General features: G+C 59.6%; 19 protein-coding genes. 10 read left to right on the forward strand and 9 right to left on the reverse strand.

Translation table 11 applies throughout. From position 1 onward, the window contains the following. Positions 1 to 4: 4 nt before the first annotated feature. Entirely contained in the window at positions 5 to 844 is an 840-nt protein-coding gene (locus RS75_RS07825; protein ID WP_045019193.1) for a glycosyltransferase family 2 protein, read from the reverse strand. A 188-nt stretch (positions 845 to 1,032) separates the two neighbouring features. On the opposite strand from RS75_RS07825, the gene RS75_RS07830 reads away from it, so the two are divergent. Then, a complete protein-coding gene (locus RS75_RS07830) occupies positions 1,033 to 3,300 on the forward strand; it encodes a methyl-accepting chemotaxis protein (protein WP_045018998.1) in 2,268 nt (755 codons plus the stop codon). Between the two features lie 145 nt (positions 3,301 to 3,445). Here the strand turns inward: RS75_RS07830 and exaC are convergent, their stop codons facing one another. The 3 genes from exaC to RS75_RS07845 all read right to left on the reverse strand — a co-directional run bounded on the left by exaC (position 3,446) and on the right by RS75_RS07845 (position 8,286). After that, entirely contained in the window at positions 3,446 to 4,963 is a 1,518-nt protein-coding gene (gene exaC, locus RS75_RS07835) for an acetaldehyde dehydrogenase ExaC (RefSeq protein ID WP_045018999.1), read from the reverse strand. Positions 4,964 to 5,136: 173 nt separating this feature from the next. Continuing rightward, entirely contained in the window at positions 5,137 to 6,096 is a 960-nt protein-coding gene (locus RS75_RS07840; protein WP_045019194.1) for a helix-turn-helix domain-containing protein, read from the reverse strand. A gap of 108 nt (positions 6,097 to 6,204) precedes the next feature. Next, positions 6,205 to 8,286: a putative bifunctional diguanylate cyclase/phosphodiesterase gene (locus RS75_RS07845; RefSeq protein WP_045019196.1), complete on the reverse strand. Its 2,082-nt coding sequence runs from the start codon at positions 8,284 to 8,286 to the stop codon at positions 6,205 to 6,207. A gap of 306 nt (positions 8,287 to 8,592) precedes the next feature. On the opposite strand from RS75_RS07845, the gene RS75_RS07850 reads away from it, so the two are divergent. From RS75_RS07850 to RS75_RS07870, 5 genes are all read left to right on the forward strand, one after another. After that, a complete protein-coding gene (locus RS75_RS07850) occupies positions 8,593 to 9,198 on the forward strand; it encodes a 50S ribosomal protein L25/general stress protein Ctc (protein WP_045019000.1) in 606 nt (201 codons plus the stop codon). A 300-nt stretch (positions 9,199 to 9,498) separates the two neighbouring features. Next, entirely contained in the window at positions 9,499 to 11,886 is a 2,388-nt protein-coding gene (locus RS75_RS07855) for an EAL domain-containing protein (RefSeq protein WP_045019003.1), read from the forward strand. Between the two features lie 14 nt (positions 11,887 to 11,900). Further along, complete coding sequence (locus RS75_RS07860; RefSeq protein ID WP_045019007.1) at positions 11,901 to 12,614, forward strand: substrate-binding periplasmic protein; 714 nt, start codon at positions 11,901 to 11,903, stop codon at positions 12,612 to 12,614. 118 nt (positions 12,615 to 12,732) lie between these two features. Continuing rightward, entirely contained in the window at positions 12,733 to 13,449 is a 717-nt protein-coding gene (gene pth / locus RS75_RS07865; RefSeq protein WP_045019009.1) for an aminoacyl-tRNA hydrolase, read from the forward strand. A 6-nt stretch (positions 13,450 to 13,455) separates the two neighbouring features. Beyond that, the gene (locus RS75_RS07870) at positions 13,456 to 13,914 is read left to right on the forward strand and encodes a GNAT family N-acetyltransferase (RefSeq protein ID WP_045019015.1); all 459 of its coding nucleotides are present in this window, start codon (positions 13,456 to 13,458) and stop codon (positions 13,912 to 13,914) included. A gap of 5 nt (positions 13,915 to 13,919) precedes the next feature. On the opposite strand, the gene clpS is transcribed toward RS75_RS07870, so the two are convergent. Continuing rightward, positions 13,920 to 14,231 carry an ATP-dependent Clp protease adapter ClpS gene (clpS, locus tag RS75_RS07875; protein ID WP_045019018.1) on the reverse strand — a complete coding sequence of 104 codons (312 nt, stop codon included), beginning with the start codon at positions 14,229 to 14,231 and terminating at the stop codon, positions 13,920 to 13,922. Between the two features lie 216 nt (positions 14,232 to 14,447). On the opposite strand from clpS, the gene ychF reads away from it, so the two are divergent. The 3 genes from ychF (at position 14,448) to RS75_RS07890 (ending at position 16,814) form a co-directional block, all read left to right on the forward strand. After that, on the forward strand, positions 14,448 to 15,551 hold the full coding sequence (gene ychF, locus RS75_RS07880) for a redox-regulated ATPase YchF (RefSeq protein ID WP_045019020.1): 1,104 nt from the start codon (positions 14,448 to 14,450) through the stop codon (positions 15,549 to 15,551). 325 nt (positions 15,552 to 15,876) lie between these two features. Continuing rightward, positions 15,877 to 16,350 carry a MaoC family dehydratase gene (locus tag RS75_RS07885; protein ID WP_045019022.1) on the forward strand — a complete coding sequence of 158 codons (474 nt, stop codon included), beginning with the start codon at positions 15,877 to 15,879 and terminating at the stop codon, positions 16,348 to 16,350. Next, complete coding sequence (locus tag RS75_RS07890) at positions 16,347 to 16,814, forward strand: MaoC family dehydratase (RefSeq protein ID WP_045019024.1); 468 nt, start codon at positions 16,347 to 16,349, stop codon at positions 16,812 to 16,814. Before RS75_RS07885 ends, RS75_RS07890 begins: the two co-directional genes overlap by 4 nt. Positions 16,815 to 16,865: 51 nt before the next feature. Here the strand turns inward: RS75_RS07890 and RS75_RS07895 are convergent, their stop codons facing one another. The 4 genes from RS75_RS07895 to petA all read right to left on the reverse strand — a co-directional run bounded on the left by RS75_RS07895 (position 16,866) and on the right by petA (position 20,408). After that, positions 16,866 to 17,408, reverse strand: coding sequence for an adenine phosphoribosyltransferase (locus tag RS75_RS07895; protein ID WP_045019026.1), 543 nt, complete (start codon positions 17,406 to 17,408; stop codon positions 16,866 to 16,868). Between the two features lie 216 nt (positions 17,409 to 17,624). Then, positions 17,625 to 18,509 (reverse strand): cytochrome c1, encoded by an 885-nt coding sequence (locus RS75_RS07900; RefSeq protein WP_045019029.1) that lies wholly within the window; start codon positions 18,507 to 18,509, stop codon positions 17,625 to 17,627. A gap of 22 nt (positions 18,510 to 18,531) precedes the next feature. Further along, positions 18,532 to 19,815 carry a cytochrome b gene (locus RS75_RS07905; RefSeq protein WP_045019032.1) on the reverse strand — a complete coding sequence of 428 codons (1,284 nt, stop codon included), beginning with the start codon at positions 19,813 to 19,815 and terminating at the stop codon, positions 18,532 to 18,534. A gap of 14 nt (positions 19,816 to 19,829) precedes the next feature. After that, positions 19,830 to 20,408, reverse strand: a complete 579-nt coding sequence (gene petA, locus RS75_RS07910) for a ubiquinol-cytochrome c reductase iron-sulfur subunit (protein WP_045019034.1) — start codon at positions 20,406 to 20,408, stop codon at positions 19,830 to 19,832. Positions 20,409 to 20,718: 310 nt separating this feature from the next. On the opposite strand from petA, the gene RS75_RS07920 reads away from it, so the two are divergent. Then, positions 20,719 to 21,651 carry an endonuclease/exonuclease/phosphatase family protein gene (locus RS75_RS07920; protein WP_045019037.1) on the forward strand — a complete coding sequence of 311 codons (933 nt, stop codon included), beginning with the start codon at positions 20,719 to 20,721 and terminating at the stop codon, positions 21,649 to 21,651. Positions 21,652 to 21,655: the final 4 nt, after the last annotated feature.

Here is a 21,655-nt window from a genome sequence, read left to right on the forward strand (position 1 = left end):
ACATTCACGGCGATGTCTCCGTTTTGAAGGTTTCGGCCCAGCTTGCCCGCTTGCGCCGACGCAGCAGCCAGGCGACGCCGATCAGATCGTGGATGCCGACAAGCGCGCGGCCGATATTGGTGTAATGGGAATTGCCATGCAGGCGCGCCCGGTGCGTGACGTCGACATGGGCGACCTGCCAGCCGTCGCGATTGAACAGCGCCGGAAAATAGCGGTGGTGGTGATCGAAATAGGGCAAGGCGAGATAGGCATCGCGGCGGAAAGCCTTGAGGCCGCAGCCTGTGTCCCGAGTGCCGTCCTTCAATATCCGCGCCCTCAAGCCGTTGGCGAAGCGCGACGAAAGACGTTTTCCAAGCGTATCGCGCCGGCCGACACGCTGGCCGGCCACAAGCGCAAGCCGGCTCTCAGAATTGGCGGCAAGAAGCGGTGCGAGAAGTGCCGGCAGATTGTCCGGCGGGTTTTGCCCGTCTCCATCAAGCATGCAGATGATGGTCGCGCGCGCTGCCTGCACGCCGCTGTGGATCGCCGCCGATTGCCCGCCCTGACGGTCGTGCCGAACCAGCCGCAGCATGGGAAAACGCCCGGCGAGCGAAAGCGCCACATCCGCCGTGCGGTCGGAGGAGGCATCGTCCACCACGATGATCTCGAACGGGCCGACCGGCTTGCAGGAGGCAACGATCTCCGCCACGAGCGTTTCAACACTCGCTTCCTCATTGTGCATGGGCACGATAACGGCGAAATCCGGGGTCGATCTCAAAGGCGCTCCGTCATATCCGTCTGCGGATGTTCCGCAAACATCATCGATAGTGGCGAGAGCAGGAGCGCGGAAAGCTTGCATGAATATGAACAGCCGTTGAACTTCGCTCGGTATGCGCTTGTTCTGTTGCAGTTTTATTACGGAAAACGCGTCGGCGAAGGCCGGAGATTTTTTCACGGTATGCGGGAAATAATCATACAATTCCTCGCCCTTTAACGTGACCGTAAACAATTGTTGCGACGGTACGGCCACGTTTTTTTGGGGGAGGAAACAGGATGCCGGGTGTAAATCCGACTGCTGTCAAAGCTAAATCATTGTCAATCAAGGCCAAATTTGCAGCGCTCGTCACGGGCGCGACGCTGGTTTCGTGCCTGGCCGTTGGGTTATTGTCCTACGAAATGGGCAAATCCGGCCTGATCGACGCCAGCAAGATCAGGCTCGAGACGGTTGCGGGAAACCAGTCCAAACAGCTTGACGCCTATACGCTGCGCGTCGAACAGAGCATTTCCGAGCTGTCGCAGAACGCTGCGATCGCACAGGCGCTGGAAACCATGACCACCGTCGTGCCGACGGAAAAGGATGCGATCATCGAGGCTTTCCGCCGCGAGGGCGTATCCGAGGAGGAGCGCGCTTCCTTCAACGGCGAAGGATTGCGGCTGCTTTACGCCATCCGCCACGCCACGATCAACGCGGCCATTGCCAGCGTCTGGCGCAATACCCGGGTCAGCGACATCTACGTCGTCGACAAGGCGGGTCTCATTATCTATTCCGTGACCAAGGGCAAGAACTTCCTGACCAACGTGGCGGAACCGCAAAACAGCGCGATCAAGGAATTGTTCGATCGCATCGAAGCCGGCAAGGACGGTGTCGTCAGCACCACCGGGTTCAGCGGTGGCGGTGCCGATGATGCAGCCATGATCGGCATGCCGCTCGCGGTCTCGAACTGGGGCCAGCTCCAGCGTAAGGGCGCCGTCATCATGCGCATTTCACCCGACCGCATCGGCGCAGTGGTAACGCCTGAGGAAACCGGCAAGTCCATCGACGACGCCGTTCTTCTGAGCGCCGAAGGCAAACGCCGGGCGGGCGTACTCTCGGCCGGGGCGGATGCCGCTGTTTCCGAAAGCCTCGCAGCCCTTTCGGGCGCAAGCGAAGCCGGAACGGTAATGGCGCAGACACCTGCGGGCAATATCTTTTACGCCTATCGCCCGGTCTCCGTTTTCGGACAGAAACATCTTCTGGCAATCGGCCAGCAGGAAAGCAAGGTGCTGGCGGCAGCCAACGATCTGGCCTTCTGGGCAACGCTTGCGACACTTGCGGTTCTCGCCGTCATGACGCTGGTCGGCATTTTCGTTTCCGCCAGCCTGACCAAGCCGCTGACCGGCCTTGCCGGATTGATGGAACGCCTGAACGGCGGTGACAACAATATCGAGATCAAGGCCGTTTCCCGTGGCGACGAGATCGGCACCATGGCGCGTGCGCTGGAATCCTTCCGCCAGGGCATTCTGGACAAGCAGCGCATGGAGACCGAGTCCCATCGCAAGAGCGAGGAACTGGACGAGGAACGCGCCCAGCGCGAGATGGAAAAGGCAAGAAGCGCCGAGGAACTGGAAGAAGCCGTCGACGCGCTTGCGACCGGTCTTGCCAATCTTGCGACCGGCAGGCTCGATCTTCGCATCGAAAAATCCTTCGTGCCGTCGCTCGACCATCTGCGGATCGATTTCAACAACTCCATCGCTGGGCTGGAAGCGACGATTTCCAACATCGGCGAAAGCGCCAATGCCATCCGCTCCGGCTCCGGCGAGCTGAAAAGCGCATCGGAAGATCTGTCGCGGCGTACGGAACGTCAGGCGGCAGCCCTTGAGGAAGCCGCCGCTGCCCTTGGGGACATGACGCAGGCCGTCAATGTCTCGCTCTCGCGCTGCAACGTCGCCGTCGAGGCAACGGCGGAAACCATGCAGGACGCCCACAAATCCACGGCCGTTGTCAAGGAAGCCATCGTCGCCATGGAACGCATCGAGACCTCGTCGTCCAAGATCCGCCAGATCATCGATGTCATCGACCAGATCGCCTTCCAGACCAATCTCCTCGCGCTGAATGCCGGCGTCGAGGCGGCCCGTGCCGGCGAAGCTGGAAAAGGCTTTGCGGTCGTGGCGCAGGAAGTGCGGGAACTCGCCCAGAAATCGGCGGCCGCCGCACGGGACATCACGACGCTAATCGCCACCTCCGCGGGCGATGTTGAAAGCGGCGTGGCGCTGGTGCTGAAGACCGGCGAAAGCCTGGAGCAGATCCAGAAACGCATCCAGTCGGTCAACGACCAGATCGGCGCGATCGCCACCGCATCGCGCGAACAATCCGGCCGCCTTGGCGAAATCAACGCATCCGTCAACGAACTCGACCATGTGACGCAGCAGAACGCGGCGATGGTGGAGGAAACGACGGCCGCTGCCTTCTCGCTGGCAAGCGAGGCGGATGGCCTCACCGAACAGGTGGGCCAATTCTCGCTCAGTGCTATCGGGCAGCGGGACCAGCGCTACGCGGCATAATCCGCAACGACAAAGGCCGGAGGCAGAACCTCCGGCTTTTTATTTTGCTTGAAAACTCGATCCGGGCTCCCAGGAGCCGAAGCCCCTGGGAGCACACCGGCGGCTTGCGATCATGGCGATCCGCCGCCGGCTTCCGGGGAGGACCTCAGAAGAAGCCAACCTTGTTCGGGCTGTAGGATACGAGCAGGTTCTTGGTCTGCTGGTAATGATCGAGCATCATCTTGTGGGTCTCGCGACCGATGCCGGATTGCTTGTAACCGCCAAAGGCGGCGCCCGCCGGATAGACGTGGTAGCAATTCGTCCACACACGACCCGCTTCGATACCCCGGCCCGCCCGATAGGCGACATTGGTATCGCGGCTCCACACACCTGCACCCAGACCGTAAACCGTGTCATTGGCGATTTCGAGCGCTTCCTCAACCGTCTTGAAGGTGGTGACGGAAACGACCGGACCGAAGATTTCCTCCTGGAAAACCCGCATCTTGTTGTTGCCTTCGAAGACCGTCGGCTGAATGTAGTAGCCGTCCTTCAGGTCGCCCGTGAGTGTCTTGCGGTCGCCGCCGGTCAGCACCTTGGCGCCTTCCTTCTTGCCGATCTCCAGATAGCGCATGATCTTGTCGAACTGTTCCTGCGAGGCCTGTGCGCCCAGCATGGTCGACGGATTGAGCGGATCGTCCTGGCTGATGGACTGAACGCGCTTGATCGCCTTTTCCATGAAACGGTCATAGATCGATTCATGAACCAGCGCACGCGACGGGCATGTGCAGACCTCGCCCTGATTGAGCGCGAAGAAGGCGAAACCTTCGAGCGCCTTGTCGAGGAATGCGTCATCCTCGTTCATCACATCGGCAAAGAATATGTTCGGCGACTTGCCGCCCAGTTCCAGCGAGATGTTGGTGACGTTGTCGGCCGCATAACGCATGATTTCCTTGCCGACCGGGGTGGAGCCGGTGAAGGCGATCTTGGCGATGCGCTTGCTTTGCGCCAGCGGCTTGCCCGCTTCAATGCCAGTGCCGTTGACGATGTTGAGAACGCCCGGCGGCAGCAGGTCTTCGATAAGCTCCATCACCACCAGAATGGACGCCGGTGTCTGTTCCGCAGGCTTCAGCACCACGCAATTGCCGGCGGCGAGTGCCGGCGCAAGCTTCCACGCGGCCATCAGGATCGGGAAGTTCCACGGGATGATCTGGCCGACAACGCCGAGCGGTTCATGGAAATGATAGGCGACCGTATCGTTGTCGATTTCGCCGATCGTGCCTTCCTGTGCGCGGATGCAGCCTGCGAAATAGCGGAAATGGTCGACCGTCAGCGGAATATCCGCATTTGTCGTCTCGCGCAGCGGCTTGCCGTTATCCCAGGTTTCGGCCCGCGCGATGAGATCGAGATTGTCCTCGATGCGCTGGGCGATCTTGAGCAGGATGTTGGAGCGCTCGGTAACGCTCGTCTTGCCCCACTTCTCCCTCGCCTTGTGGGCGGCATCCAGTGCGAGTTCGATATCGGCCGCATCCGAGCGCGGAACTTCACAAATCTTGTGGCCCGTCACCGGCGACAGATTGTCCATGTAGCGACCGGATTTCGGTTCCACCCATTTGCCGCCGATGAAATTGCCGTATTTCAGCTTGAAGGGCGCTTCGCCCGCTTTCTGCTGAACCTGAATATTCATGATTTCATCCTCCCTGATGAAAACGATCCGCGACGGACCGCATGGGAGGAAGGTGGGCCTAGATGACAGTGGGGGGTAGTGGCACGGCGTGGTTCCGCATCGCACATTGTCTCACATCTGCGACAAACCCACGCCGATCCGGCCATCTTGCCCGGATCTCGTTTCAGGTCACCTCAATGCACCGCGAGTTTCTTCATCTTGCGGTGAAGCGTGGCGCGGCTGATACCAAGCAGGGACGCGGCCTGCGTGACATTGCCGTTGGTGCGCGATAGAACCCGCCGCAACGCCGAACGCTCCGCTTCCGCAAGGTCGGAGCCGCCATCGTGACGCTGTTCCTGCAGAATATCGGCGGCGGGCAGCCCCTGCGCGATGGAATTGTCGTCCAGTTTCAGCGCAAGACGCGCCGCGCGTGTCGCCCCCAAAACGAGATCGTCCTGATCAACGGCCAACAGCGAAAGGGCGGCGCCGAAACCGGTCGGCACGACGACGATGCGCGCGCCGGGAAAGGCCCGACGGAAAAGATTGCCCTCGATACGTTGCGCCGCATCCCTCACCGCCTGCGTGACGAAAGAAAAGGTCATCTCGTTGATGTCGTCGCGGCAGGTGGAAATATCGAGAGCACCAGTCACCCGGCCAGTGTGGTCGCGAATGGGTGCGGTCGTGCAGCAGAGTTCCGTGTTCGACGTGAAAAAATGCTGGTCGCGGTAGACCACCACAGAACGCTCGTCGACCAGCGCCGTGCCGATGCCGTTGGTGCCCACGCTCGCCTCGCTCCAGACCGCACCGGACCAGAGGCCGAGCGCCCGGAAATCGCGGTCGTCGCCGGCGGCACCCCGGCGCTCCAGCGCAACGCCCTGCGCATCGGTCAAAAGCAGGCAGCAGCCGGCCTTGCCGACGCTGTGAAAAATACGGTCGAGTTCATCGGTGCTTTCAGCGATCAGGCCGGCGGCACTTTCACGGGCGCGGCGAAATTCGAAGTCGCTGAGAAAGATCGGTTTGCGGTTTTCCTCCGGCGCAAGGTGGTGCTTGACCATGCAGCGGCGCCAGGAAGCGACAATCGGAGAACTTGCGGCTGCGGAACGTTGGCGCGCTGTTTCATACACGCGGTCCGCATGGGCGATGTCTGTCGGCATTCGCTCCTCCCAAAGCTTTTCGGCGATGGTGCGCTGGAAGCGTTCACGTTTCAACTAAAAACTTCGCGGCCGGCATTTGTCAACGCAACCTCAGGCTGCGCCTGAATATCATACCGCCTTGAAATAACGCTGCCCGAGAGTGACTTCCGGCTCGTCTTCGGCCGAGAGAAACGTGTCGTCCACGAGATTGGCGATAGAGTTCAAAGGGCCGGGCCTACCGAAAAAGAAGCCCTGCACCTGCAGACAGCCTTCGCGGCGCAGGAACTCGATATGCGCCTTGGTCTCTACACCTTCCGCGAGCACCGGAATGTTGAGGCTATGCGCCAGAATGAGCGTGGAGCGAACGATCGCCTCCGACTGCACGTTGGTCGAAAGGCCGTCGATGAAGGCCCGGTCGATCTTGATCTTGTCGAAGGGAAAACTCTGGAGGGTAGACAGCGAGGAATAGCCTGTGCCGTAATCGTCCATGGCGATCTTGACGCCGAGCGCCTTGAGTTTGCGGATCGCGACCAACGCATGGCGATGATCCGCGATGATGCTGCCTTCGGTGATTTCCAGCTCGAGCCTTTCCGGCGCAAGCCCCGTCTCCTGAAGAACTCTCTCGACCTTGTCAGGGAAATCATTGTCCGCAAGCTGCTGCGGCGCGACATTCACGGCGATCGAAAGCGATTTCTTCCAGAGAGCGGCCTGCACGCAGGCTTCCCGCAGAACCCACTCGCCCAGTTCAACGATAAAGCCGGTCTGTTCGGCAATCGGAATGAATTCGACCGGAGAGACCATGCCACGCTCGGGATGTTTCCAGCGCAAAAGCGCCTCGAAACCAACGATGCTGCCACTCTTGGTATCGTTCTGTTGCTGATAATATAGCTCGAATTCGTTGTTGGCGAGGCCGCTGCGCATGGTTATGGCAAGCGCATTGCGCTCCCGCGCGGCCTCATCCATGGATTTGTCGTAGAAACAGATCGTGTCCGATGTCCCGCTTTTTGCCCGGTACATGGCGACATCGGCCTGCGCCATTAGCGTATCGGCATCGATGGAGCCGGTATTGCGGATCGATATACCCACACTCGCGCCCACTGAAAATGTCTGACCGTTCCATTCCACGGGCTTGCTGATCTGCTCGATCAATCGCTGGGCAAATTCCGCACCATCGGCACGGGTATAATAGGAATGGGTCATCGCCACGAACTCATCCCCGCCCATGCGCGCCAGAAACTCCCCGGTTTTCAGAACGGAACTCGCCCGGTCGGCGATGGCGCGCAGCACGGCATCGCCCGCCGCGTGGCCGTGAACGTCGTTGATTTCCTTGAAACGGTCGAGATCGATCGACAGAAGCGCCGTATGCGCACCCATGGAGACATGACGCGTGCGGCGATTGAGGTGCTCGATAAATGCCGCCCGGTTGGGAATGCCCGTCAGCGGATCGTGCAGCGAAAGATGGCGATAGCGGGCAACCGCCTGCTGGGTGGACTGGGCGTCGATGACATAGGTGGATAGCCCCAGCGCCAGCAGAAGAAGGGTCACCGCGATGGCGCTTCCACCCATGATGGCCGGCGGCAGCAGATTTTCCGAAATGATGATGCGTGGATCGAACTCGAACAACATCGAGGCCATGCCGGTATAATGCATCGAGGCGATGGCCAGGATGAGAAACGCTACCGCGCTGAACTGGCAGAACCGGTTGATCGGCCGCGCAATGCGATTGACCGCGATCGCGCCAAACGCGGCTCCCAGTACCAGCGAGGCGATGACATAGGCCTGGTTCCAGAAAATCATGCCCTGTACCTGATAGGCGGCCATACCGGTATAATGCATGGCCGCAATACCGAGACCGAGTATCGCCCCGCCCGCTTCCACCAGAGCGCTGCGCCCGCCATAGGCGGAAATGGCAAAGCCGGTGGTCGTCGTGATAATGGCGATAAGAAGCGAAAGCCCCGTCAGATAGGGATCGTACCCCACCTCGCCGGCAGCGACATAACCCAGCATCGCCACGAAATGGGTGGTCCATATCGCCGCGCCGCCATTGACCCCGGCCAGAAACAGCCAGTTGACCTTCTGCAACCCCGTCGCCAGACGCGCTCTCGAAAAAAGACGCATGGTGACGAAGCTTCCCAGCATGCAGACGAAGACCGCTGCTATGGTGTATCGGAAGTCATGATCGACGGTGAGGCACTGAAGAACTTTTAACATTATCATCTACACAATTGGAATTCCAGGCAGCCTTATCATTTGCCAGGTTTGCAGCGGGTTTATATGAATGGATAAGCACATATTAAAAGTTGCAATTCATGGATGCATTAGGCAAATCTAATGAAATTATAACGCAGTGCCCTCGAAAAACGGGCCGCTCTTGTCTTTATCTTCGGTTTGTATTATAGCGCCCGCACCCGTGTAGACACCCTTGGAGGCAACGCGGGCGGGATGGCGCAAGCGCCTCTCCAGTTCAGGCCGCTTTGTTTGGCATGAACTCTCCATATAACCTCGAAAGGAATTGCCATGAGCAAAGAATCGTATGAGCTCAAGGCCGAGGCGCGCGAACGAGTTGGTAAGGGGTCCTCTCGTGAACTTCGCCGCAACGGTTTGATTCCCGCTGTCATCTATGGTGACAAGCAGGCCCCCATTTCCATCGCTCTGTCGACCAACGAAGTAACCAAGCGTATCCACGCCGGCGGCTTCATGACGACGGTTGCGGTAATCGACGTCGACGGCCAGAAGATCAAGGTCCTCCCGAAGGACTACCAGCTTGATCCGGTCCGCGACTTCACCATGCACGTCGACTTCCTGCGCGTTACGGGCAACACGCTCGTCAACGTCGAAGTTCCGGTTCACTTCGAAAACGAAGAAAAGTCGGACATCAAGATCGGCGGCGTTCTGAACATCGTTCGCCACACGGTGGAATTCCACTGCCCGGCCAACGACATTCCGGAATTCATCACCGTTGATCTCACCGGTCTGAAGATCGGCGACAACGTTCACATTTCGAATGTGAAGCTGCCGAAGAACATCACGCCTGTGATCGCCGACCGTGATTTCACGATCGCAACGATCGTTGCTCCGGCTGGCGGCATTGCTGAAGAAGCAACCGACGAAGCTTCTGCATAATGATCTGTGGCCGCAAGGCCGGACAGATTTGAGCTTTGAGGCCCGTTCCGTTTTCGGAACGGGCCTTTTAGTTTTTATGAACTTTAAAAACAGAAACCGGCCGCTGCGTGCATCATGCGGGACCCGCTTCAGCGTCGATTAACAATTCCATGAAACGATGCTCGTTGCGCTGTCGTGAAAACACCGGGCGGGTTGAGAAAATATAGTGGGGAACAGGGCTTTCGCCGGAAACCTCACCGATCTCTCCGGATGGCAAAACGAACGCGGTCATTCTGGGGTAGAGGGTAGCTGCAATCGAACATGGCTCATTCCGTCGAAAGTCGCTTTATCGCGATTGTTTCCGGTGCGCTTCTTACAGTCGTCGCCCCGTTATTCACGCTTTTGCTGACGCTCTCCTATCACGAGGCTATTCGTAGCCAGCGCAATCACCTTGAAATTCTGCTGTCGACAAATGCGCAGGCGCTTGCCCGTCCCTTGTGGGATCTCGACGACGACACCATAAACCAGATTACCGGAACCCTCGTTTCCGACCCCGTGATCCGGATGGTCGAGGTCAAGGATACCTCCGGCCAGCTCGATATCGTCCAGACGGCCGGTAGCGACATCATTCAGGATGCGTCCTCCACGACGCGGGAGGTCACCTACAAGAGCACGAACGGGGTCGTCACCGTCGGGCAACTGACCGTCTATTACGACGATATCGGCCTTCTTACCTCCCTCAGCCGGTCCGAACTGGCATTCATCACGATTTTCATCCTCGCCATCCTCACCACCGTTCTTGCGGCCATCGCCGGCAACCGCTTCATGGTCATCCGCCCGCTGATGCGGCTCACGGCAGCGATAGAGGCGACCCGTCGCCTCGGTTCGCGCCACCACGTCGACTGGCGGTCGAAGGACGAGATCGGCAGGCTGGCGAAAAGCTTCAACGAAATGCAGACCCAGCTTGAAAAGGAAGAGCTGGAAATCAAACATGCCCATGCGCGGAAGACGGAAATCTACAACCGGACGCCCGCCATGCTGTTCTCGCTCGACAGATACGACAGGATTGCGGCGGTCAGCGACTACTGGGTACAGGCGACCGGCTATGATCGCGCCAGAATACTCGGCCTCAACTTCGCCGATCTCATCCACCCGGGTGACAGGTCCCTGTTCCAGCAACGCAAGGCGGCGTCACAAGCGCCGGACGCCGCACATGCCGGCATCACCGTGCGGTTTCATTGCAGGCAGGGCAGCGTGATGGACGCCCTCATCCTCGAAAAAGCCCTCGAGTCCGGCGATGCCGCGCATCAGAGCACATGTCTTTGCGTCATGACGGATGTGACCGAACTGCGCCAGTCGGAAAAACGCAACCGCCAGCAGGCCATTTCCGACCATCTGACCGGCCTCTTCAATCGTCAGGGTTTCGAGGCCATTCTCGACCTGCAAATCCGCGATGCGGACAGGAACGGCAGCGAGCTCGCCTGCCTGTTCATCGACCTCGACCGGTTCAAGGCCATCAACGACAATCTCGGCCATGCCGCAGGTGACGCGGTTCTCCGGGAATTCACGCTGAAGCTCGAACCCCTGCTGACGCCGCTGGACAGCGCATCGCGGCTCGGCGGCGACGAATTCGCCATTCTGCTGGCCGGCGACAAGGTCGAGGAACGCGGCCTGCTGTTCTGCGAGCGGATTTGCATGATACTGGACACGCCCTTCGAGTTTGAGGGCAACAGCATCCGCCTCAGCGCCAGCATCGGCATGGCGGTCTATCCTCTGCACGCTTCCAGCGCGGCCGAACTTTTGCAGAATGCCGACATGGCCATGTATAGCCGCAAAAGAACGGGCAAGAACGGCGCGCAGATTTTCGACAGCTCGATCATGGACCGGGCGCGCGAACGTGCGGAGCTGGAGCGGGATATCGCGCAGGGGCTTTCCGATGGCTGGTTCGAGCCGTATTTCCAGCCGATTCAAGAACTTGCAACCGGCCGAACGGCGGGTTTCGAGGCGCTTCTGCGTCTCAACCATCCGAAAAAGGGATTGCTTCCTCCCGCCGCCATCATCAACCTTGCGGAAGAAAACGGCACCATCCATCGCATCGGCAATCTCATCCTCGATCAATCGATCGCCAATCTCGCCAGGCTGTCACTCCTGCCGGGCATGGAACAAGCCTATGTGGCGGTGAATTTCTCACCATTGCAATTCGAGCCGGGATTGCCGACACGGATCGCCGGCGTGCTGCACCGGCACGGCATTCTTCCCAAACGGCTGGTCATCGAGATAACCGAGGCCGTCATCATGAAGGACGATCCGCAAATCCGGGCGATCCTCAATGCCATTCACCAACTGGGCTGCCGCATCGCGCTGGACGATTTCGGCACGGGTTATTCGTCGCTGAGCTATCTCAGCCGTTTTCCGGTCGATATCGTCAAGATCGACCAGTCCTTCACCCGCTCGATCTGCGACGACACGGTTGAGATAAGGCAACGCAGCCGCATGCTGGTCGAAGGCATCGCCGCGATCTCGCACAAGATGAATTGCGCCGTCATCGCCGAGGGCGTCGAGACGGAAGAACAGATGGCGCTTCTGGCAGCGATAGGCGCGGATTATGGACAGGGCTATTATTTTGCGCGGCCGCAGCCCATCGAGGCGCTGATCGCCGCATTGAACGCGGCTTCCGGCGCGGGCCTCGCTGCGGCGCGACAAGCATGAGGCACGGAGCAGCCATGGGATTGATCCGCTTTTGCCTGATCTTTCTTGCCCTCGCCAGTCCGGCCGGCGCGGCCAAGCTTTTCCTCACGACCGAGGTCTACCCCCCTTACAATCTGCAGGCCAGCGATGGCAGTGTCGGGGGTGTCTATATCGACCAGCTCAAGATCGTGCTCGAGGAAACCGGCACCGAATACGAGGTCGCCGTCATGCCCTGGGCGCGGGCGATCGCGCTGGCCACAACGCAGGCCATGCACTGCGTTTTCGCCACGGCGAGAACCCGCGAACGGGAAAAGCTTTTCAAATGGGTCTCACCGATCCACAGCGACCGCAACATTCTCGTGGCGCGCCACAATGCGGATATCGATGTCTCCAGTCTGGAGGGCGCGAAGAAATACCGGGTCGGCACCCAGCGCGGCGACTATACCGAAACCCTTCTGGAAACGCTCGGTTTCCCGCATGTAGATGTTGGCGCGGACTTCCAGATCACGCTTCACAAGCTGAAAGCCGGGCGCATCGACCTGATGCCGATGTCGGAAAGCACCTTCAAAAGCCTGCCCGCGAACACCTTCAAGGAAGTGACGACACTGTCGCGGCAACAACTGGGTCTTGCGTGCAACAAAAGCGTTCCCGACGAGATCATCGCAAAATTGCAGGCCCGGCTGGACAGGCTGATCGCCGATGGAACGCAACAGCGGATATTCGACCGCTACAATCTCGTCAGCCCCTGAGCGGTCGCTCCGCCTCCCCGTAAATCCATAAAAGGCCCAAAGTCCATAAATAGATTGACAGCCGACGGATTTCGGGGTGGTGACAACAGCATCGTCAGGCAAAACTCGGACATGCCCCATGAAGATCATCGCAGGACTTGGTAATCCCGGCGCGCAATATGCGGGAAACCGTCACAATATCGGCTTCATGGCGCTCGATGCGTTGCAACGCCTGCCCTCTTTCTCGCCATGGGCGAGGAAATTCAAGGCGGAGATTTCCGAAGGCGAGATCGATGGCGAAAAGGTCCTGCTGATGAAGCCGCTGACCTACATGAACCTGTCGGGCGAGTCCGTCGGCGAGGCCATGCGCTTCTTCAAGCTTGCACCGGCCGACATCATCGCCATTCATGACGAACTCGATCTTACCGCCGGCCGCGCGCGCATCAAGACGGGCGGCGGCCATGGCGGCCACAACGGCCTGAAATCGCTCGATGCCCATTGCGGTAAGGAATATCGCCGCCTGCGCCTAGGCATCGGCCATCCCGGCGACAAGGAGCGGGTGCACGGCCATGTGCTCGGCGATTTCGCCAAAGCCGACCGGGTCTGGCTCGATCCTCTTTTGGACGCCATCGCCGACAACGTCGCGATGCTGCTGAAGGGAGAGGATTCGCAGCTGATGAACAAGCTGGCGCTTGCCACGGGCAGCAAACCGGATGCCGAAAAACCGGCCAAGGCGGCCAAACCCGCCGCGCAGTCCCACATCCATCAGGCGCGCAACAGCGCCCAGCCGAAAAAGCTGCCGGAAACCGGACCAATGGCCGAAATGCTGAAGCGGATGTTCGGCAAGAAGGATTAGATCGCTATGTCTTCAGCGACCGTCGCCCTGCGTGAAGCCGGTCCCGGCGATCTGCCCGGCCTGCTTGAACTTTATCGGGCGCTCAATCCATCCGACCCGCAATTGACGGTGGAAGAGGCGAACGCGGCTTTCACCGCCATGCTCGACCAGCCCGGCCTGACCGTGTTTCTCGCAACGGATGGCGGAAAACCCGTCGCGACCGCCACGCTTCTGGTCGTTCCGAACCTGACGCGCGCCGCCAGCCCCTATGCACTCATTGAAAACGTGGTGACGCTGGAAACCCATCGTGGCCGGGGATATGGCCGTGCAGTGGTGCGCCATGCCGTCGAGGTCGCCTTTACTGCGAATTGCTACAAGGTGATGCTGCTGACCGGCCGCCAGCGCCCGGAGGTCCATGCCTTTTACGAAAGCTGCGGTTTCGTGCAGAACAAGACCGGTTTCCAGATCCGTCAAGGTTCGGCATAAAACCATCACTCCTCCGGCTCGGTGGTGAACATCAGCGGAAATCCCGCCTCCTTGCCGAGATCGGTCGCTTCCTTGGCCTTGGTCTCGGCAATATCGCGCTCGCAGACAACCACGACAGCGCTGCCGAAGCGGTGCGCCGTCATCATCACCCGGCGGCCGGTATCCTCGCCCATGTGGAAGACCGACTTCAGCACTAGGGTCACGAAGTCGCGCGGCGTGTAATCGTCATTCAGCAGGATGACCTTATAGAGCTTCGGCCGCTCCAGCTTCGGTTTGACTTTCGGTTTGGGCTTGAGGTCGACAGGACTGTCACTCATCGGAAAATCCCCGTGATGACGAAAGATCGGTCGCTTGACCCCGCATATATTGCGCCGCAACTGCACTATCGACAACCCCAGGCGCGGCGCTCGCGTGAAATTCCGCGCCATTCGCGGGGCTTTGCCCGCCCAAATCGGCCTGCGGGCTTGACCTTGCACTGCCCTTTCCGCAAAAGGCTCCTCAACGAATTCTTTCAAACGGACAGGTTTTAAGCCATGGGCTTCAAATGCGGTATCGTCGGGCTGCCGAATGTCGGCAAGTCCACCCTCTTCAACGCGCTGACGAAAACAGCGGCCGCACAGGCCGCCAACTATCCCTTCTGCACCATCGAGCCGAACACCGGCGAGGTTGCAGTGCCGGACCCGCGCATGCAGCAGCTCGCGGCCATCGCCGGATCGAAGGAAATCATTCCGACCCGCATTTCCTTCGTGGACATCGCCGGCCTGGTGCGCGGCGCATCGAAAGGTGAAGGCCTCGGCAACAAATTCCTGGCCAATATCCGCGAAGTCGATGCCGTCGTGCATGTGCTGCGCTGCTTTGAAGACGACGATATCACCCATGTGGAAGGCCGCATCAATCCGGTCGGCGATGCCGACACGATCGAGACGGAGCTGATGCTCGCCGACCTCGAAAGCCTGGAGCGCCGCGTCGAGCAGACGCGCAAGCGCGCCACCAGCAAGGACAAGGAGTCCTTAGCCCAACTGCCCGTTATGGAAGCCGTAATCGCGCTGCTCAACGACGGAAAACCAGCACGTCTGCTTTTGAAGACGCTGGCCGACGAGGAAATCGAAATCCTCAAGGGCCTCAATCTCCTGACGTCGCACCCGGTGCTTTATGTCTGCAACGTCTCGGAAGCCGACGCATCGTCCGGCAACGAGCACACCGCGGCCGTGGCAGAGATGGCAAAGCAACAGGGTGCCGAATGCGTGATCATCTCGGCGGCGATCGAGGCCGAAGTCGCGCAGCTTCCGGCCGATGAAGCCGAGGAATTCCTCTCGGCGCTGGGGCTTACCGAAGCCGGTCTCGACCGACTGATCCGCGCTGGCTATCACCTGCTCGATCTCATTACCTATTTCACCGTCGGCCCGAAGGAAACGCGCGCCTGGACGATCGTGCGCGGCACCAAAGCGCCCGCCGCCGCCGGCGTCATCCATACCGATTTCGAACGCGGCTTCATCCGCGCATTCACCATCGGCTTTGACGACTACGTCGCCTACAAGGGCGAAGTCGGCGCCAAGGAAGCCGGCAAGGGGCGCGACGAAGGCAAGGAATATGTCGTCCAGGACGGCGACGTCATCCACTTCCGTTTCAATACCTGATCGGGACTGGAGCCGGTTGGTGGTTCCACCGCTTCTTTTGAAGCGCTGATCGAAGTGCCCCAGATCTTGCGGCTTGTTTCTTCTCCCCGCCGGGGAGAAGGTGACCCGAAGGGTCGGATGAGGGGCGAGGTTAGCCGTAGACTGAGAGCTTGCCCTCTCATCCGCTGTCGCGACCTTCTCCCCGGCCCGGAGAAGGCGACATGCCGCACTAGCTCGCTCCATAACATCTCCCTACGCCGTACCCGCATCCCCCGATTTGACCTTTACGTAAAGGGAAAAATCATTTTAGATGCCGGCGATATTGACTGTGCGAAGGGAGGAAACCATGGCGCCGGTCGCGACATATGCCTATGAGGATTTTTCCGTTGGGCGGGAATTCCCCCTCGGACCGCAATCGATTTCCGCAGAACAAATCATCGAATTCGCCAGCGAGTTCGATCCCCAGCCCATGCATCTGTCCGAAGAGGCTGGCCGCCAGAGCATTCTCGGCGGGCTGGCGGCTTCCGGCTGGCACACCTGCGCCCTGCTGATGCGGATGATGGCGGAGAGCTACATCACCAGTTCAACCTCGCAGGGCAGCCCCGGCATCGATTATGTCGACTGGAAAAAGCCGGTTCTGGCGGGCGACACGCTTTCGGGAAAATCCATCGTGCTGGAACAGCGCACCTCCGGCTCGCGCCCCGGCATCGGCCTCGTTAAATTCCGCCACGAGCTTTATAACCAGCGCGGCGTTCTGGTATCGCACGGGGAAAACACCGTGATGTTCCTGATGCGTGCGGATGGAGGCGTTGCAGCATGAGACTGGCAGAACTTTCTCCCATCGGCGAACGCGTCACCCTCGACACGCTGCATTTTTCCGCCGAAGACATCGTCCGTTTCGCCCGCGATTTCGATCCGCAGCCCTTTCACCTCGATGCCGAAGCCGCCAGGAACAGCGTCTTCGGCGCGCTCTGCGCTTCCGGCTGGCACACCGGCGCGGGCTGGATGAAATGTTTCCTCTCCCATTGGGCGAAAGAAGTGAAGAGGCTGAAACAGCAGGGCCTCGAGCCGCCGAGATTGGGACCCTCTCCCGGCTTTCGCGAACTCATATGGAAGAAACCGGTCTTCGCCGGAGACGACGTAACCTATTTCGTCACCCTGCTCGACACCCGCCCGCTGGAATCAAGAGCCGGAGTCTGGCTGAACACTACCTTCAACGAGGGCGTGAACCAGTCCGGAGAAACCGTGCTGACCTTCCGGAGCGGGGTTCTGGAGTTCGAATGAAATCCGCCGGCCGGGGCAAAATGACTGTCTCAGATTGCCCCGGACATCGCTTTAGTGACCGGAGAATTCCACCAGCGTCCGCACTTCGACGCCAAGGTCTTCCAGCTTCTTGCGGCCGCCGAGATCGGGCAGATCGATGACGAAACAGGCCGAGACGATGTCCGCGCCCATCTGCCGCAACAGCTTGACCGCACCTTCGGCAGTGCCGCCAGTGGCGATCAGGTCATCGACCAGAATGACTTTTTCGCCCGGCTGCACGGCGTCCACATGCATTTCCATTTCGTCCACGCCGTATTCCAGGCTGTAGGCAACGCGCACTGTGGTGTGCGGCAGCTTGCCCTTCTTGCGGATTGGCACGAAACCGGCGGAAAGCTGATGCGCCACCGCCCCGCCCAGAATGAAGCCGCGCGCTTCCATGCCGGCGATCTTGTCGATCTTCGTTCCCGCATAAGGCTGCACAAGCTCATCCACCGCGCGGCGGAAAGCGCGCGGATTGCCGAGCAGCGTCGTGATGTCCCGGAAGATGATGCCCGGCTTCGGATAGTCGGGAATGGAGCGGATGGCAGCGGAAAGCTCCGAAGCGATAACGGTCATGGTATTTCCAGTTAGATTGGGAAATGGATCAGAAGGTTCGGGCTATCCTATCAACTTGACGGCTGCGGACCAACTAAAAAGGACCAGCGCTCATTCCAACGCATCGTCATTCCTGTCGTCGAACCTGCCCAAGGCCAGCGGCATCCTCCATCGACACATGAAAAGGCCCCCACAGAAGACCATGGGGGCCAATGATTGCAGCTATTTAAAACCGGCTTAATGTTCCTTTTTGGCGTAAACCGACTTCTTGGTGAGATAGATCAGCGCCGTGAAGATGAACAGGAACACCATGACCATGAAGCCGGTGCGCTTGCGTGCTTCCAGATGCGGCTCTGCGGCCCACATCAGGAAAGCGGACACGTCCTTGGAATATTGATCCACCGTCTGCGGCGCACCGTCGTCATAGGTCACCTGATCGGCGCTGATCGGCGGCGCCATCTTCAGCGAGACGGCGCTGACGAAATACGGGTTGAAATGCGTGCCTTCCGACACTTCAACGCCGGCCGGCGCATCCTGATATCCGGTCAGCAGCGCGTGGATGTAATCCGGGCCGCCTTCCTGATAACCGCCGATGATCGGGATCATGTCGATGATGAATTGCGGAAAGCCGCGCTCCACGCCGCGCGCCTTGGCAAGCAGCGACATGTCGGGCGGAGCTGCCCCGCCATTGGCGGCGGCTGCCGCTTCATGGTTCGGAAACGGCGAGGGGAAATGATCGGAAGGCACGGCCTTGCGATTATACATTTCGCCTTCGGCATTCGGTCCGTCCTGCACTTCGTATTCCGCAGCGAAAGCCTTCACCTGCTCGTCGGAATAACCGAGATCGCCGAGCGTGCGGAAGGAAACGAGGCTCATCGAATGGCAGGCGGAGCAGACTTCCTTGTAGACCTTCAGGCCGCGCTGCAGCTGGCCCTTGTCGTATTTGCCGAAAGGTCCGGCAAAGGACCAGCTCTGCTCCTCCGGCTTAATGACCGGGAAGTGACCGCCGGCGATCGCATGCTCCGCCTTGGTGGCGAGATCATGGCTCTCCTCCGCCGCGAAAGCGGCGGCGGAACAGCTAATGGCGGCGATAAGCGCGATGCTTGTTACAAGCTTCTTCATTGTCGTCATCCTTCCTTCGCGCTCAGACTTCGGCGGCCGCTGGCGCGGCAGTCTTCTTGGCGGCGTTCTTTTCGAGAACGGCCTCGGTAATCGAATTCGGAATACGCCGCGGCGTTTCCACCAGACCGAGTACCGGCATGATGACGAGGAAGAAACCGAAGTAATAAAGCGTGCCGATCTGCGACATGACGACATAGAGGCCTTCCGCAGGACGCGACCCCAGCCAGCCGAGCAGGATGGCGTTGACCACGAACAGCCAGAAGAACATCTTGTACCAGGGGCGATAGACGGCGGAGCGAACCTTCGACGTATCGAGCCAGGGCAGGAAGAACAGCACGATGATCGCGCCGAACATGACGAGAACGCCACCGAGCTTGGAATCGATCGGCCCCACATTGAAGGTGATAGCGCGCAGCATCGCGTAGAACGGCAGGTAATACCACTCCGGCACGATATGCGCGGGCGTCTTCAGCGGGTCGGCCATGATGTAGTTGTCAGGGTGGCCGAGGAAGTTCGGCATGTAGAAGATGAACCACGCATAGGCGATGAGGAACACCGAAACGCCGAGCGCATCCTTCAGCGTCGCATAGGGCGTGAAGGGAACCGTGTCGGTCTTGCTCTTCACTTCCACGCCGGTCGGGTTGGTCTGGCCGGTCACATGCAGCGCCCAGATGTGCAGGATAACAACACCTGCAATCATGAAGGGCAGCAGGTAGTGGAGCGCAAAGAAGCGGTTGAGCGTCGGATTATCCACCGCAAAACCGCCGAGCAGGAACTGCTGAATCCACTCACCTATGCCCGGGAAAGCCGAGAAGAAGCCGGTGATAACGGTCGCACCCCAGAAGGACATCTGGCCCCAGGGAAGCACGTAACCCATGAAGCCCGTCGCCATCATCAGGAGATAGATCACACAGCCGAGAATCCAGAGGATTTCGCGCGGCGCCTTGTAGGAGCCGTAATAAAGACCACGGGCGATGTGCAGGTAAACCGCGATGAAGAAGAAGGACGCACCGTTGGCATGCATGTAGCGCAGCAGCCAGCCGTGGTTGACGTCACGCATGATCTTTTCGACGGAATTGAACGCGACCGTCGTTTCAGCGGCATAGTGCATGGCAAGCACGACGCCGGTGAGAATCTGCACGATCAGCATGACCGCCAGCATCGCGCCGAAGGTGTAGGCGTAGTTCAGATTACGCGGGACAGGGTAAGCGACGAAGCTGTCATAGATCATACGCGGCAAGGGAAGCCGCGAATCGATCCACCTCTCGATGCCGGTGGACGGCTGATAACTGGAATGACCACTCATGAATATCTGTCCCCTTATCCGATCTTGATCACGGTATCGGATGTGAATGCGAATGTCGGGATGGCGAGGTTCTGCGGCGCCGGACCCTTACGTATGCGGCCCGCCGTATCGTAGTGCGAGCCATGGCAGGGACAGAACCACCCGCCGAAATCGCCGGCCTGGCCGAGCGGAACGCAACCGAGATGGGTGCAGGAACCGACCATGACGATCCAGTTCTCCTTGCCCTGACCGGCGGAACGGTCGATGTCCGTCGCCTGCGCGTCGGGGGCAATGTTGGCGTTGCGTGCCACCGGGTCCTTGAGATCGCCGAGAGCGACCGCATTGGCTTCCCCGATTTCCTTTTCCGTGCGGTTGCGGATGAAAATCGGCTTGCCGCGCCACTTCACCGTCAGCGACATGCCCGGCTCGACCGCCGCCACATCCACCTCGATGGAGGCAAGCGCCAGCGTCGATGCGTCCGGGCGCATCTGGTCGATAAAGGGCCACGCGACTGCGGCGGCACCGACGGCACCCGTCATTCCGGTTACTAGATATAGAAAATCGCGACGGGTCGGTTCACCCGAGGCGTCGTGATTGGTTACGTGCTCGCTCACCGCTACACCATCCTCTGCGCTGTTTTTGCCATAAATCGCATGAGTCCTCCCGCTGTGATTTGATCCAAGACAAGCTCCGTCCCATCGTCTCGGTCATCCTCGCGGCGTTTGAGAAACCGCGTCATTCTGTTTGATCGCAAAATATTGACTGACTTGGCAAGAGCAAAGCACACAAAGCTGCCGTAATTCTGCTGGAAGGGCCGGATTTGTTTGTGATTTTTTCGCCGGCCTTGGCAGGCAGGCAACATTGTGCGCACCCTTGCGCCATGTTAGGAGACGCAAAGGGAGAGCTTGGAAAGCAGGGATTCGGATGACGGCGAAGCTCTCTTGCATGGTCTCCACCGTGGTGGCTGCCGTTCTTTTCATTGCCAGCCTGCGTTATGTGGCGGATTTCTGGCTTTTAGCCTTCGTCACCAGCTTCCAGCTTCACATTGCCCTCACCTGCATCCTGCTGTCATGCTTGGTGTTTTGGCTGACGCGCGACGCGGTTTCCGTCTTTCTGGTGGTCTGGTCGCTTGCGCTTGCCATCCATGCCGTCGCCATGCTCATGGAATTCTCCACATCCGCCACCGCGACACCCGGCGCCAGACCTTTCCGGCTATTGTCCTTCAACGTGCTGATGGATAATGCCGCCAATGCGGATGCGATTGCCGATACCATTCTCGAATCGGGCGCGGATGCGGTCTATCTGTTCGAGGCGGGTGCGCTGCAATCGGCTCTGCCGCGCCTTGAGCAAACTTACCCTCACAGGCTCGGCTGCTTTACCGGAACGCCGACCTGCGACCTGTTGATCCTCTCGAAACGGCCGTTGCTGGAGGGCCGTTTCCACAGCCTCAGCGATCTGCGCCGCGACCGTTTCGCGATCGCCAGCATCGATTTCGACGGCACGGAACTGACGCTCGCCGCAGGTCACATCACCAAACCCTATTTCGACGACTATCACCGGAACGAACTGGACGAAGTCAGCGAAATTCTCTTTCGCGTCACCGGGCCGCTCATTCTGGCGGGCGATTTCAACTCGGCAAGCATCGCCCCCGACATGCGCGACTTCCTCGCCGCCAACGACCTTAAAAAAGCGCCTTGGGAGCCCGCCACATGGCCGACGAAGGCGGGCCGCTTCGGCATCGCCATCGACCATATCTTCGCCCGCGAACCGGCAAGCCTGATGAAAACCACCCGCCTGCCCGACAGCCTCGGCTCCAATCACTACGGCCTGATGGCGGATTTCATGATCGGGAAATAGTCGC

This window comes from Rhizobium nepotum 39/7, from assembly GCF_000949865.1.
GTDB lineage: Bacteria > Pseudomonadota > Alphaproteobacteria > Rhizobiales > Rhizobiaceae > Agrobacterium > Agrobacterium nepotum.